The following is a 13,413-nucleotide window of genomic DNA, read 5'->3' on the forward strand; positions in this document are numbered from 1 at the left end:
GCCGTCAGCGCGCGAGCTCGAACCCGAAGGCGGCAGCGACGCCCGGGTTCGCGACCGCGCCCGCGCGCACGTTGAGTCCCTTCGCGAGGGCGGGGTCGGCCTCGGCCGCTCCGTCCCAGCCGCGGTCGGCGATCGCCCCGATATAGGGCAGCGTCGCGTTCGTCAGTGAGCGGGTCGACGTCTCGGGCACCGCTCCGGGCATGTTCGCGACGCAGTAGTAGACCGCGTCGTGCACGGGGAAGGTGGGGTCGTCGTGCGTGGTGGGGTGCGAGCCCTCGAAGCAGCCGCCCTGGTCGATGGCGATGTCGACGAGCACCGAGCCGGGCTTCATCGTCGCGACCATCTCGTCGGTCACGAGCTTGGGCGCCGCGGCCCCCGGGATGAGCACCGAGCCGATGACGAGATCGGCGCCCTGCAGCGCCTCGGCGACGGCGTAGCGCGTGGAGTGCCGGGTCTGCAGCGCGCCGCCGTAGCGGTGCTCGAGCTCGCGCAGGCGCGCGAGGTTCACGTCGATGACGGTGACCTGCGCGCCGAGGCCGAGCGCGCTCGCCGCGGCGTGCTCACCGGCGACGCCCCCGCCGATGACGACGACCTGCGCGCGCGGGGCGCCCGCGATGCCGCCGAGCAGCATGCCGCGCCCGCCCTGCGGCCGGGTGAGGTGGTAGGCGCCGACCGCGATCGAGAGCCGCCCGGCGACCTCGCTCATGGGGGTGAGGAGCGGCAGCGACCGGTCGGCGAGCTGCACGGTCTCGTACGCGACCGCGGTCGTTCCCGATGCCATGAGCGCCTCGGTGAGCGGCTGGTCGGCGGCGAGGTGCAGGTAGGCGAACAGCGTGAGGTCGTCGCGGAGGTAGCCGTACTCCGATGCGACGGGCTCCTTCACCTTCACCAGCAGCTCGGCGTCGCCCCAGACCTCGGCGGCGTCGGACACGATGCGGGCGCCGGCTGCGCGGAAGTCGTCGTCGGAGAAGTGCGAGCCCGCTCCCGCGCCCGCCTGCACGAGCACCTCGTGTCCGCGGTGCACGAGGGCATCCGCCCCCGCCGGGGTGAGTGCCACCCGGTTCTCGTTGTTCTTGATCTCCGTGGGGATGCCGATGCGCATGGTGTCTCCTTCGACGAACGGGCCTCGTGGGCCATCCCCTCGATCGTGGCAGGAAAACCGCCGCAGGTGTTGCATTCTGTGTCGCTCGGTTCGCGTCACGGCGGCCGCTCTGCCTACCGTGGAATCCCTGCACCCGAGGAGCTTCACATGGCATTCCGCATCCGCACCCTGGCCCCCATCTTCGCGGTCGGCCTCCTGGCCGTCGCGGGCTGCGCATCCGACGGCGGCGACGCCGACGCCGGCGCATCGGCCGCATCCGACGAGCGCGGCAGCGAGGCGCAGCCCGTGCAGCTCGGCGTCGTCGGCGCCAGCGAGCCGTACTGGGACGTCTTCGTCGACGCGGCCGAGGAGGAGGGCATCTACGTCGACCTCGTGGACTTCACGGAGTACACGCAGCCGAACCCCGCGCTCAGCGAGGGCGAGCTGGACATGAACCAGTTCCAGCACATCCTCTACCTCGCCGACTACAACAACGCCGCCGGCGACGACCTGCAGCCCATCGGCTCCACGGCGATCTACCCGCTCAGCCTGTACTCCGACAAGTACGACGACGTCGCGGACATCCCCGACGGCGAGACGGTCATCGTCCCCAACGACACCACGAACCAGGCCCGCGGCCTGCTCGTGCTGCAGTCCGCCGGTCTCATCGAGCTGAAGGACGGCGGCAGCCCGTTCTCGACGCTCGACGACATCGAGGACTCCTCCCGCGTGAAGGTCGAGGGCCTCGACGCCTCGCTCATCCCCACGTCGCTGCCCGATGTCGCCGCGGCGATCATCAACAACGACTTCCTGCAGAACGCGAACCTCACCGGTGACGACGCGATCGCGTCGGACGACCCGGCCGACCCGTCGGCGTTCCCCTACATCAACATCTTCGCCACCCGCGCCGAGGACGTCGATGACGAGGTGCTGAACAAGCTCGTCGAGATCTACCAGACGAACCAGGACGTGCTCGACGGCGCCCAGGAGTCCGCGAGCGGCACGGCCGAGTTCGTGCAGACGCCCAAGGAGGACCTCCAGTCGTCGCTGGCCGAGGTCCAGGAGCAGGCGAAGAACGCCGGCTGACACGACCCCAGCGGGTACGATACGCGGGTGGCCCGAGGCCGCCCGCGTATCGCGCTTCCACCGAGCCGAGGACACATGCCGCACATCACGATCTCCGACGTCACGAAGAGCTATCCGCCGCCGCGGCGGGGCGGAGACGCCGTGGTCGCCGTCGACGGGGTCTCCCTCGAGATCGAGCGCGGCGACGTCTTCGGCATCATCGGCTACTCGGGCGCGGGCAAGTCGACCCTCGTGCGGCTCATCAACGGGCTGGAGCCGGTGACCGCCGGGTCGATCGACGTCGACGGGACCGACATCACGGCCATCCCGGAGCGCCGCTTGCGCGAGGTGCGGCAGGGGATCGGCATGATCTTCCAGCGGTTCAACCTGCTGCGCTCCCGGACGATCAGCGGCAACGTCGCGTATCCGCTCGAGGTGGGCCGGATGGCCAGGGCCGAGCGGACGAAGCGGGTCGCGGAGCTGCTCGACTTCGTCGGGCTGGCCGACAAGGCCGGCGCCTATCCCGAGCAGCTGTCGGGCGGCCAGCAGCAGCGCGTCGGCATCGCCCGAGCGCTCGCCGCGAACCCCGGCATCCTCCTGGCCGACGAGGCGACGAGCGCGCTCGACCCGGAGACCACCGACGAGGTGCTCGACCTGCTGCGTCGGGTGAACCGCGAACTCGGCATCACCATCGTCGTCATCACGCACGAGATGGACGTCATCGCCCGCATCGCGAACAAGGTCGCCGTCATGGAGCGCGGCCGCGTCGTCGAGGCCGGGGAGACGTACGACGTGTTCACGCGGCCGCAGACGGAGACCGCCAAGCGCTTCGTGCGCACGGTCGTCCGCGCGCTGCCCGACGGCGACGCGCTCGCGGCGCTCCGCGCGCAGCACGACGGCCGCTTCTTCACCATCTCGTTCACCGACGAGGGCGCGACCGAGGCGCGCGTGTTCGGCGCGCTCGCCCGCGCGGGCGTCGACTTCAACCTCGTGCACGGCGGGGTGGACGACATCCAGGGCCGGGTCTACGGGCTCCTCACCATCGCGGTGCGTGGAGACGAGCAGGCGGTGCGCGACGCGCTCGCCGAGGTGGGCCAGGGCGTGACCGTGGCGGAGGTGGCGGCATGAGCGACATCATCGACGAGGTCGGCGACATCTACCCGGATCTGCTCGAGCAGACGGGCATCATGCTGTGGCTGGTGGCCGCGGCGCTCGTCATCGGCGGCATCGCCGGGCTCATCATCGGCACCGCGGTCACCGTCACGCGCCGCGGCGGCGTGCTGCAGCAGCCGGTCGTCTACTGGGTGCTGAACGTCCTCGTGAACACGTTCCGGCCCATCCCGTTTATCATCTTCATCGCTGCTCTGCAGCCCCTCGCGCGCGCGATCGTCGGCAAGGGCATCGGCAACGAGGCGGTGATCTTCGCGATCTCCATCGCCGCCACCTTCGGCATCGCGCGCATCGTGGAGCAGAACCTCGTCACGGTCGACACCGGCGTGATCGAGGCCGCGCGGTCGACGGGCGCGGGCCCGTGGCGGATCATCCTCACGGTGATCCTGCCCGAGGGCCTCGGCCCCCTCGTGCTCGGCTACACGTTCGCCACGATCGCCATCATCGACATGTCGGCCGTGGCGGGCATGATCGGCGGCACGGGGCTCGGCAACTACGCCATCGCCTACGGCTACCGGCAGTTCGACTGGGTCGTGACGGTGAGCGCGCTCGTCGTCATCATCATCGTCACGCAGATCGTCCAGGCGGTCGGCAACGTGCTCGCGCGGCGCATCCTCCGCCGCTGACGCGCTCGTAAGCCGTCGACGTCCGCGACCGACGGACAGAAGCGGATGGCCGCGCCCCCGGAACCGGGGACGCGGCCATCCGCTTCTCTGCTGGACTCAGCCGGCCGCGTCGACCTGCACGGTCATGGTGCCCTTGTTCTTGTTGGCGCCCTTGACCTCGATCGTCGTGCCGGTGCCGCCGACGATGACGGAGTTCTGCGGGTTCGCGGCGTCGTAGTAGGCGTTCGGGTCGCTGTCGTCGAAGACCCGGATCGCCTTCTGCGACGGCACGGTCAGCGTCGTCATGCCGGCCTCGGTCTCGCGGTGCAGCGAGATCGCATCGGTCTTCTGGCTGCCGAAGGTCGCGTCGAACGCCTGGATGCGGTTGCGGGCGATCGTGCCGTCGGACCACGTGAGCGCCTTCGCGCGGGCGTCGACGGGCAGGGCCTGCCCGCCGCCGGGGTGCGCGGAGGTGTTGTTGTCGGCGTAGAGGCCGTTCACGTACCAGACGAGCAGGCCGTCCTGGTAGGGGAAGTGCTCGACCCCGTCGGGGCTCGTCAGCGGCCATCCGAAGTTGTACGGCCCGGTGCGCAGCACCTCGTCGTACCCGCCGTACGCGCGGTTCTCCGCGATGTAGAAGTGGCTGTACGGCTGCAGGTAGCCGCCGCCCTCGATCACGCTGAAGCCGTCGAGCGTCCAGTCGCTCGCGCCGTCATCCGTCGCGAGCGCGTCGCCCACGGCGATGGCGTCGACCCGGAAGCCCGGGTGCGTGGCCGCGACGTCCGTCCAGTACCGGAAGCGCACCTGCGCGGTCTGGCCGGCGTAGGCGGACAGGTCCGCGGTGAGCGCGGTCCAGCCGTCGGTGGCGCCGGTGATGCCGAAGCCCGCGTTCTGGCCGTTCGGGTCCTCGCTCGTCGAGAGATTCGTCTGCACGGGCGTCCAGGTGGAGCCGTCGGTCGACACCTCGAGGTAGGCGTAGTCCCAGTCCTGCTCGATGTCGTAGTTCACCTGCGCCGTGAGCGAGCCGCCCGCCGGCACCGTGAAGGCGGGGCTGGTGGCGGTGTTGTCGAGGTCGTCGCCCGAGCCCGAGAACAGCTGCTTGCTGCCCTCAGCGGCGTCGCCGACCTCGATGAACTCCTCGCCCTCGGGCAGATCCACGATCGCGGCCTGTGCGCCGCGCGTGCTGGCGTGGAAGGACGGGCCGAGGTCGACGCTCTCGCTCGTGCCGCGCTCCACCACCTCGTAGTCGAGCCAGCCGAGGAACAGCTTCTCGTTCGGACCCATGTGATTCGGGGTGGTGCCGATGGCGCCGTCGCCGTGGCCGAGCCACGATCCCGAGCTCATCAGCGTCCAGTACGCGGTGCCGTTGTCGCCGCCCGCGGTGTCGTAGTAGTCGGGCAGACCCAGGTCATGGCCGAACTCGTGCGCGAAGACCCCGAGGCCGCCGTTCTCCGGCTCGGTGGTGTAGTCGCGGATCCAGATGTCGCTGTCGCCGATCTGCACGCCGCCGAGCGGTAGGTAGGCCGACGGACCCCACTCGCCCACGCCATCCTGCCCCACCGACCAGCGGTGAGACCAGATGGCGGACTCCGGAGCGCCGGCCTCCTCGCCGGGGCCCGCGTGCAGCGCTTGGAAGTGGTCGATGTACCCGTCGGGCTCGTTGATGATGCCGTCGCCGTCGAGGTCGTAGCGATCCCAGACGTCGTAGCTCTGCAGCTCGGCGACGATCTGGTCGCGCGTCTTCCCCGCCGCGACCTGCGCGTCGTACCAGGCGTTCGCGGTGTCCTGGATGAAGCGGGTCATGTCGTCGGCGGACTCCGTCTGGCCGTACGACGCCTCGTTGTTCGCCACCCGGACCCAGTCCGAGACGCCGCCCTCGAGGTCGAAGCGGCCCGACGACATCTCGTCGTACACGCCCCGCATCGACTCGCCCTCGCCGAAGAACATGTCCTCGTAGTGCGCCTTCGAGAAGTCGGGGAGCCAGTAGGTGGAGTTGTCCTCGGCGGTCGGCTCGGGGATCTCGTTGTGGACGGGGCCGGCGGGGGCATCCGGGAAGCGCGGGTCGACGGTGTCGCCGAACTCCACGAGGATCGTGAAGAGCTGAGCGGTCTCGGCCGTGCCGTATTCGACGTACTCGCCGGGCTTCAGCTCGACGACCTTGCTCTTGTGCTTGCCCTGGCCCCTGCTCTTGACCTGGGCCTTTCCCGTGGCGACGAGCTGCGCCGCCTTCTGCTTCGTCGCCGTGCGCTTCTCGGCGAGGGGGTCGGGGCGGTTGTGACTCTGCTCGTGGGCCTGTGCGCCTTCCAGGGGGGCCGGGGCCGCGGATGCCGCGGTGGGAGCAAGGAGCGTGCCGGCCAGCAGGATCGCTGCCGTGCCGAGCGCGCAGGTGGTGCGTGTCTTCACTGTTCCTCCGGAGGTGGGAACCGGCGACCGCTGTGATCGTCGGAAGCCGCGTCGGGAAGTCGCAGTGCGGCTCCCGGAGTCTTCGCGGTGTGCTCACATTACTTTCACAGTCACGAGACCCGGGAAGCTCCGCATCGCGTGTCGAAGAAGCCCGGTGGACGTCAGGAGGTCGCGCTGTTGACCATCCAGTGCACGCCGAACGGGTCGACGAGCATGCCGAAGGAGTCGCCCCAGGGCGCCTGCGCGAACGGCACGACGACCGTTCCGCCCGCGGTGAGCGCGTCGAAGAAGCCGCGCAGCTCGTCCGGAGGATGGCACGCCCCTCCGAGCCGCGGAAGGGCGCTGCAGGCTGGTGTGCCGGGGGTTCGGTGGTGCGGTTCTGGCGTTATGCGGGTCGTATCGGCGACTTCCGCACTGCCGAGTCGGATGGCGCGAGTTTCGGTGGTGCGGTTCTCGCGTTATGGGGGTTGTATCGGCGACTTCGACACCACCGAGTCGGATGGCGCGAGTTTCGGTGGTGCGGTTCTGGCGTGATGCGGGTCGTATGGACCCCCTCCCCGCCACCGAACGAGAACGACGAAGGGCGGCACCTCCGAGGAGGGGCCGCCCTTCGTGAGGAACGCGTCAGTCGGTGCCGGTGTCGAACGCGGCGGACTCGCCCGCGGCGTCCAGCGCCTCGTCGTGCTCGCCGCCGGCGCTGATCTCGTCGGCTTCGCCCTTCTCAAGGGCGCCGATGAGCTCGCCGGTCGTGCCGCCGATGAGGCCGCGCGAGACGTAGCCCTCCAGGCGCGAGCGCGAGTCCGCGATGTCGAGGTTGCGCATGGTGAGCTGGCCGATGCGGTCGGTGGGGCCGAAGGCGGCGTCGCCGACCCGCTCCATCGAGAGCTTCTCGGCCGCGTACGACAGGCCCTGGCCATCCGTCGCGAGGATCGTGTAGTCCTCGCCGCGACGCAGACGCAGCGTGACGGTGCCGGTGATCGTCGACCCCACCCACTTCTGGATCGACTCGCGCAGCATGAGCGACTGCGGCTCGAGCCAGCGTCCCTCGTACATGAGGCGGCCCAGGCGGCGACCCTGCTCGTGGTAGGTGGCGAGGGTGTCCTCGTTGAGGATGGCGTTGACGAGACGCTCGTAGGCGATGAAGAGCAGGGCCATGCCCGGCGCCTCGTAGATGCCGCGCGACTTCGCCTCGATGATGCGGTTCTCGATCTGGTCGCTCATGCCGAGACCGTGGCGGCCGCCGATGCGGTTGGCCTCGAAGACGAGCGCGACCGGGTCGGAGAACTCCTGCCCGTTGAGGGCGACGGGGCGGCCGGCCTCGAACGTGACGGTGACGTCCTCGGTCTCGATCTCGACCGACGGGTCCCAGAAGCGCACGCCCATGATGGGCTCGACGGTCTCGAGCGAGACGTCGAGCTCCTCGAGGGTCTTCGCCTCGTGCGTCGCGCCCCAGATGTTGGCATCGGTCGAGTACGCCTTCTCCGCGGAGTCGCGGTAGGGGTAGTCGTGCGCGACGAGCCACTCGCTCATCTCCTTGCGCCCGCCGAGCTCGGCGACGAACTGCGCGTCGAGCCACGGCTTGTAGATGCGCAGGCGCGGGTTGGCGAGCAGGCCGTAGCGGTAGAACCGCTCGATGTCGTTGCCCTTGTAGGTGGAGCCGTCGCCCCAGATGTCGACGCCGTCCTCCTTCATCGCGCGCACGAGCAGGGTGCCGGTGACGGCGCGCCCGATCGGCGTGGTGTTGAAGTAGGTGCGACCGGCGGAGCGGATGTGGAAGGCGCCGCACGCGAGGGCGGACAGGCCCTCCTCCACGAGCAGCGGCTTGCAGTCGATGAGGCGCGAGGCCTCGGCGCCGTAGGCGAGGGCGCGGCCGGGAATCGACTCGATGTCGTCCTCGTCGGGCTGGCCGAGGTCACCGGTGTAGGTGAACGGGACAGCGCCCTTGTCGCGCATCCACGCGACCGCGACGGAGGTGTCGAGACCCCCGGAGAAGGCGATGCCGACGCGCTCGCCGACGGGGAGGGATTCCAGGACCTTCGACATGGGTTCCATCCTAGATGCGCGCCGTGCCGCGCCCGTCACCATGCCTCTCGCCGCCCTCGCCCCCCGCGCGGTGCGCGAAAGTGGGAGGCATGTGGGAGAGCGTGCTGTGGGGAGTCGTCGGCGCCGCGCCGCTGATCGTGGGAGCGGTGCTGGCGGGTGTCAGGAGCTGGCCGCCCCGGCTGCTGGGCGTGATCCTCGGCTTCGGCGCGGGCGCGCTCATCGCCTCGATCGCCTACGAGCTGTGGGAGGAGGGGCTGCGCGTCGGCGGACCGGTCGCGCTCGCCATCGGCGTCGCCGCGGGCGCCCTCACCTACTTCCTCGCCGACCGCGTCGTCGATCGGTGGACGCGACGTCGCGGCGGCTCCGGTGCGGCCGGCGCACCGCTCGCGATCGGGGCGCTGCTGGACGGCATCCCCGAGCAGCTCGTGCTCGGCATCGGGCTGGCCGCCGGGGAGGGCGTCAGCGTCGCGCTCGTCCTCGCCATCGTCGTATCGAACCTGCCGGAGTCGATCGGATCGGCCTCCGAGATGCGCGACGCGGGAACCTCGCGCGGGCGGGTGCTGAGTCTGTGGGGAGCGGTCGCCGTCGTCTGCGCCGCGGCGACGGTCGTCGGCTTCCTGCTCGCCGACATCGCGACGGACGGCGTGCGGGCGGCGGCCAGCGGCTTCGCCGCGGGGGCGCTTCTCGTCATGCTCGTCGACTCGATGGTGCCGGAGGCCCAGGAGCGCGCGAAGGACGTCACCGGCCTCGCCACCGTGCTCGGCTTCGCGGGGGCGGCCGCCCTCGCCTTCGCGGGCTGACCTGCGGGATGGCCGTGGCCATCCGCCCTACTCGGCCGCGGCCATCCGCTCGGCGGCGCCGCGACGGCGGAAGGCCCAGATGACCCCCGCGCCCACGACGCAGATGCCGATCGCGATTGCCACGATGTAGAACACCACGCCTCCGAACCCGCCCTGCAGGTTCGGGTCGAGGAAGGGGTACGGGTACCACCACGCCGTGCCCGTGACCGGGTCGCTCACGTAGTTCGCGCGGATGAGCGTGTACACCGCCCACACGAGCGGGTACGACACGATCGCCGGGATCACCTTCCAGGGCACGGGCCGCCGGTGCGGCGCGACCAGCGCATCCAGCAGGAGGAAGAGCGGGCAGATGACGTGCAGCAGCTCGTTGGCCCATCCGATGCGGGTGTCGGGATTCTCGATGGGGCGCAGCAGCACGTTGTACACGAGTCCCGTCGTGATCATGTACGTCGAGACGCACGCGAACAGCGTCGAGATCCAGGCTGGCTCCTGCGCTGCCCCGTGCCCATGCCGCCAGGCCCATACGGCCGCGACGACGAAGAGGATGGCCGCCGCGAGGTTGGACTCGATCGTGAAGTAGCTGAAGAAGTTCACCACGATCGTCGGGATGTGGGACGCGAACACCGGCCCTCGCGAGTGCGCGTCTTCGATGGTCCTGACGAGCTGCACGGTCATGGCAGACACGAGACCCACGGCGATGACGACGCGGGCGATCTGCCAGGCGTTCGTCCACCTGCGGGAGGGGGTCTTCCTGACCGCGCTCGTGGTCGCGGCTGCTGTCATTTTTCCGACTCTAGCCGTTCACGCCCGGTGGTCTGCACACCCGGTCAGGCGGTGAATGCGGCGGTGAGCGCCGGAGCGTGGGCGAACAGCGCGGGGGCGCCTCCCGTATGCAGGAACAGCACGTCCTCGTCGCCCGTATATGCCCCGGAGCGAATGCGATGCAGCAGGGCCGCCGCGGCCTTTCCTGTGTAGACCGGGTCGAGCAGGATGCCCTCGGTGCGGCCGAACAGGCGGATGGCCTCGATCGCCCCCGAGGTGAGCGCGCCATAGGCCGGGCCGGCATGTTCGTCGTCGACGACGGCCGGCTCCGAGAGCTCCCGCCCGAAGAACGCCAGCGTCTCCGTGGCGATCGCCGTCGCCGCGGCCGCGAGCTCGTCGGCCTCGGGGGACACCGCGACGCCGTGGATGCGCGGGCGGTCGCTGTCCGCGAGCAGCTCGCGCCCGGCGAGCAGGCCGGCCTGTGTGCCCGCGCTGCCGTTGGCGAAGACGATCTCGGTGAAGGCGGTGCCCGCGGCGACGATCTCGGCATACGACTCGACGTAGCCGAGGGCGCCGATCGCCGTCGACCCGCCGGTCGGGATGAGGTAGGGGCGCAGGCCGTCCGCCCGGAGCTGCGCGACGACGGCGTCGGCCGCGGCGAGCTCGGGGTGCGGATCGTCTGCGCTCTCCTCCACGAGCACGACCTCGGCGCCGAGGGCGCGGTCGAGGAGGATGTTGCCGGACGTCCGGTACTCGGGCGTCGCGTCCTGAGGGACGCGCAGCACGAGCACGGCCTCGAGGCCCGCGCGTGCGGCGGCCGCGGCCGTCTGCCGGGCGTGGTTCGACTGGCCGGCACCCACCGTGACGAGCACGTCGGCCCGCTGCGCGCGGGCATCGGCGAGGAGGTACTCGAGCTTGCGCGTCTTGTTGCCGCCGAGTGCGAGCCCCGTCAGGTCGTCCCGCTTGACCCAGAGGCGCGGGCCGCCGCCGAGGTGATCGCGCAGCCGATCCAGCGGCTGCAGGGGCGTCGGCGTGACGGCGAGGTCCTCCCGCAGCGTGCGCAGGTCGCGGAGGGCGGGGTCCGTGACCTCGAGGAACAGCGGGTCGAGAAGCTCGTCGACGGTCATGACGGCCAGCATAGGGCGAGAGCCGGCACCCCGTCGGGGTGCCGGCTCTCGCCGCGGATCGCCGTCGCGATCACAGGACCTTGGAGAGGAAGTCCCGGAGGCGCTCGTTCTTCGGAGCCCCGAACAGCTCGGCCGGGGGCGCGGACTCGACCACGACACCGCCATCCATGAAGACCGTGCGATGCGAGACCTCGCGCGCAAAGCCCATCTCGTGCGTGACCAGCACCATGGTCATGCCGCCGGAGGCGAGGTCGCGGATGACCTGCAGCACCTCGCCCACCATCTCGGGGTCGAGGGCGCTCGTCGCCTCGTCGAACAGCATGACCTCGGGGTCCATGGCCAGCGCGCGGGCGATCGCCACGCGCTGCTTCTGGCCGCCGGAGAGCGACGCGGGGCGCGCGTTCGCCTTCTCGGCGAGCCCCACGCGGTCGAGCAGTGCCAGCGCGCGCTCTTTCGCCTGCGCCTTGGAGGCCCGGCCGAGCTCGACGGGCGCGAGCGTGATGTTCTCGAGCACCGTCATGTGCGGGAAGAGGTTGAAGTGCTGGAAGACCATGCCGATGCGCTGACGCACCTCGTCGAGCTTCACGCTCTTGTCCATGAGGTCGACACCGTCGATGATGACGTGACCGGACGTGGGCTCCTCGAGCTTGTTGAGGCAGCGCAGGAGGGTCGACTTGCCCGAACCCGAGGGGCCGATGACGGCGACGACCTCGCCCTCCGCCACCTCGAGGTCGATGCCCTTGAGGACCTCGTTGTCGCCGAACGACTTGTGGAGGTCCTTCACGGCGATCTTGCTCATGCGTTGAACTTCCTCTCGAGGCGGTTCGCGAGAACCGTGAGCAGCGTGATGACGACGAAGTAGATGACGGCGACGATCGTCAGGACCTGCGCCGACAGGTACGTCGACGCGATGATCTGGCGCGACTGGAAGGTGAGCTCGGCGAGGCCGATGACGCTGAGGAGCGAGGTGTCCTTGAGCGTGATGATGCCCTGGTTGACGAACGAGGGGATCATGATGCGGAACGCCTGCGGCAGCACGACCTTCTGCATCGTCTTGCCGTGCCCGAGGCCGAGCGAGCGCGACGCCTCGGTCTGGCCCGGGTCGACGGCCAGGATCCCGCCGCGGATGATCTCCGTCATGTACGCGCCCGTGTTGAGCGAGAGCGTGATCGCGCCCGCGACGAACGGGTTGAACTGCACGCCGTCGATCAGCTGCGGCACGGCGAAGAACACGAAGAACGCCTGGATGAGGATGGGCGTCCCGCGGAAGACGTAGACGTACGCCGACGAGATCCACCGGAACGGCGCGATCTTCGACAGGCGGCCGAACCCGAAGACGATGCCGAGGACGAAGGCCACCACCAGCGCGATGAGCGTGGCGAGGATGGTCATCCACAGACCGTCTATGAGGGCCGGCCAGTACTTCGCCGCGACGGAGAAGATGCTCGCGGGTGCGGCGGCGGACTCGCCGGTGCCGATGTAAGTGTCGAGGATCTCCTGGTACTCGCCGGAGTCCTTGAGGTTCGCGAGCCCCTCGTCGAACATATCGATCAGCTCGCCGTTCTGGCCCTTGTTCACGGCCATCCCGTACTCGCCGCCGAGCTCGGGCTCGCCGACGAGCTCGAAGCCCGATCCCTGCTGGATGCCGAACGCGAGGACGGGGTAGTCCTCGAAGTAGCCCACGGCCTGCTGCGCCTTGACGGCGTCGACCATGTCGGTGGTGTCCTGGTACGGGCTCACGCGGAAGCCGTACTGGTCCTTGATCTCCTCGGCGAAGGTCTGCCCCTGGGTGCCGGTCTTGACGGCGACGGTCTCGCCCTCGAGGTCGTCGTAGGAGTCGATCTCGCTGCCCTCGAGGACGCCGAGCTGGATGCCGCCGGTGAAGTAGGGGTCGCTGAAGTCAAAGGTCTCCTCGCGCTCCGGCGTGATCGACATGCCGGCCATGACCGCGTCGACCTGGTCGGACTGCAGCGCCTGCACGGCGGCGTCGAATCCGAGCTGGCGGATCTCGACCTCGAAGCCCTGGTCCTCCGCGATGGCGCGGAGGAGGTCCATGTCGATGCCGACGAGCTCGCCGTCGCTGTTCGAGAACTCGAACGGAGCGTAGGTGGTGTCGGTGCCGATGACGTAGGTCGGGGTGTCCTCGGCGGCCGTGGCGGCGGTGGCGCCGCCGAGGAGCGAGACGAGGGCGATCGCCGATGCGACGAGCCCCGCTCCCGCTCGTCGACCTGCCGTGCGCACCTGGTGCGCGCGGTCGCTGATCTGATGCACGATCTGAATCTCCTCGGGGTGAGCCGGCCCTTCGAGCCCAGCCGGCGACCCTCCACCTTAAATGGTGCTCGACGCGCCCGGAGACC

Annotated in this window: 12 protein-coding genes; 4 read left to right on the plus strand and 8 right to left on the minus strand. The window is 70.1% G+C overall.

Going from position 1 to position 13,413, the window contains the following annotated elements; all coding sequences use genetic code 11:
- Window positions 1-4: 4 nt before the first annotated feature.
- Window positions 5-1,102, minus strand: a complete 1,098-nt coding sequence (gene ald, locus D7D94_RS10890) for an alanine dehydrogenase (RefSeq protein WP_156242626.1) — start codon at window positions 1,100-1,102, stop codon at window positions 5-7.
- A gap of 147 nt (window positions 1,103-1,249) precedes the next feature.
- Between ald and D7D94_RS10895 the strand changes: the two genes are divergently transcribed.
- The 3 genes from D7D94_RS10895 to D7D94_RS10905 all read left to right on the plus strand — a co-directional run bounded on the left by D7D94_RS10895 (window position 1,250) and on the right by D7D94_RS10905 (window position 3,942).
- Window positions 1,250-2,167, plus strand: coding sequence for a MetQ/NlpA family ABC transporter substrate-binding protein (locus D7D94_RS10895; protein ID WP_156242627.1), 918 nt, complete (start codon window positions 1,250-1,252; stop codon window positions 2,165-2,167).
- A gap of 75 nt (window positions 2,168-2,242) precedes the next feature.
- Window positions 2,243-3,274 carry a methionine ABC transporter ATP-binding protein gene (locus tag D7D94_RS10900; RefSeq protein ID WP_156242628.1) on the plus strand — a complete coding sequence of 344 codons (1,032 nt, stop codon included), beginning with the start codon at window positions 2,243-2,245 and terminating at the stop codon, window positions 3,272-3,274.
- A complete protein-coding gene (locus tag D7D94_RS10905) occupies window positions 3,271-3,942 on the plus strand; it encodes a methionine ABC transporter permease (protein ID WP_156242629.1) in 672 nt (223 codons plus the stop codon). The genes D7D94_RS10900 and D7D94_RS10905 overlap by 4 nt, the downstream gene beginning before the upstream one ends.
- Before the next feature lie 96 nt (window positions 3,943-4,038).
- On the opposite strand, the gene D7D94_RS10910 is transcribed toward D7D94_RS10905, so the two are convergent.
- The 3 genes from D7D94_RS10910 to argG form a co-directional block, all read right to left on the minus strand.
- A complete protein-coding gene (locus D7D94_RS10910) occupies window positions 4,039-6,324 on the minus strand; it encodes an immune inhibitor A domain-containing protein (RefSeq protein ID WP_156242630.1) in 2,286 nt (761 codons plus the stop codon).
- 161 nt (window positions 6,325-6,485) lie between these two features.
- Window positions 6,486-6,578 (minus strand): VOC family protein, encoded by a 93-nt coding sequence (locus D7D94_RS14560; RefSeq protein ID WP_425486971.1) that lies wholly within the window; start codon window positions 6,576-6,578, stop codon window positions 6,486-6,488.
- A gap of 370 nt (window positions 6,579-6,948) precedes the next feature.
- Window positions 6,949-8,367, minus strand: a complete 1,419-nt coding sequence (argG, locus tag D7D94_RS10915; RefSeq protein WP_156242631.1) for an argininosuccinate synthase — start codon at window positions 8,365-8,367, stop codon at window positions 6,949-6,951.
- A gap of 89 nt (window positions 8,368-8,456) precedes the next feature.
- Between argG and D7D94_RS10920 the strand changes: the two genes are divergently transcribed.
- The gene (locus D7D94_RS10920; protein ID WP_156242632.1) at window positions 8,457-9,167 is read left to right on the plus strand and encodes a ZIP family metal transporter; all 711 of its coding nucleotides are present in this window, start codon (window positions 8,457-8,459) and stop codon (window positions 9,165-9,167) included.
- Window positions 9,168-9,194: 27 nt separating this feature from the next.
- On the opposite strand, the gene D7D94_RS10925 is transcribed toward D7D94_RS10920, so the two are convergent.
- The 4 genes from D7D94_RS10925 to D7D94_RS10940 form a co-directional block, all read right to left on the minus strand.
- Window positions 9,195-9,950, minus strand: coding sequence for a Pr6Pr family membrane protein (locus D7D94_RS10925; protein WP_173024302.1), 756 nt, complete (start codon window positions 9,948-9,950; stop codon window positions 9,195-9,197).
- 44 nt (window positions 9,951-9,994) lie between these two features.
- Window positions 9,995-11,056 carry a D-cysteine desulfhydrase family protein gene (locus tag D7D94_RS10930; RefSeq protein WP_156242633.1) on the minus strand — a complete coding sequence of 354 codons (1,062 nt, stop codon included), beginning with the start codon at window positions 11,054-11,056 and terminating at the stop codon, window positions 9,995-9,997.
- A 70-nt stretch (window positions 11,057-11,126) separates the two neighbouring features.
- Window positions 11,127-11,855 (minus strand): amino acid ABC transporter ATP-binding protein, encoded by a 729-nt coding sequence (locus D7D94_RS10935; RefSeq protein ID WP_156242634.1) that lies wholly within the window; start codon window positions 11,853-11,855, stop codon window positions 11,127-11,129.
- The gene (locus D7D94_RS10940) at window positions 11,852-13,327 is read right to left on the minus strand and encodes an ABC transporter permease subunit (protein ID WP_173024303.1); all 1,476 of its coding nucleotides are present in this window, start codon (window positions 13,325-13,327) and stop codon (window positions 11,852-11,854) included. The genes D7D94_RS10935 and D7D94_RS10940 overlap by 4 nt, the downstream gene beginning before the upstream one ends.
- Window positions 13,328-13,413: the final 86 nt, after the last annotated feature.

It is taken from the genome of Microbacterium oryzae, from assembly GCF_009735645.1.
Taxonomy (GTDB): domain Bacteria; phylum Actinomycetota; class Actinomycetes; order Actinomycetales; family Microbacteriaceae; genus Microbacterium; species Microbacterium oryzae.

Coding starts and splice junctions, on each gene's coding strand:
- ald (WP_156242626.1), bottom strand. CDS start 1,102: ATGCGCATCGGCATCCCCACGGAGATCAAGAACAACGAGAACCGGGTG.
- D7D94_RS10895 (WP_156242627.1), top strand. CDS start 1,250: ATGGCATTCCGCATCCGCACCCTGGCCCCCATCTTCGCGGTCGGCCTC.
- D7D94_RS10900 (WP_156242628.1), top strand. CDS start 2,243: ATGCCGCACATCACGATCTCCGACGTCACGAAGAGCTATCCGCCGCCG.
- D7D94_RS10905 (WP_156242629.1), top strand. CDS start 3,271: ATGAGCGACATCATCGACGAGGTCGGCGACATCTACCCGGATCTGCTC.
- argG (WP_156242631.1), bottom strand. CDS start 8,367: ATGTCGAAGGTCCTGGAATCCCTCCCCGTCGGCGAGCGCGTCGGCATC.
- D7D94_RS10920 (WP_156242632.1), top strand. CDS start 8,457: ATGTGGGAGAGCGTGCTGTGGGGAGTCGTCGGCGCCGCGCCGCTGATC.
- D7D94_RS10925 (WP_173024302.1), bottom strand. CDS start 9,950: ATGACAGCAGCCGCGACCACGAGCGCGGTCAGGAAGACCCCCTCCCGC.
- D7D94_RS10930 (WP_156242633.1), bottom strand. CDS start 11,056: ATGACCGTCGACGAGCTTCTCGACCCGCTGTTCCTCGAGGTCACGGAC.
- D7D94_RS10935 (WP_156242634.1), bottom strand. CDS start 11,855: ATGAGCAAGATCGCCGTGAAGGACCTCCACAAGTCGTTCGGCGACAAC.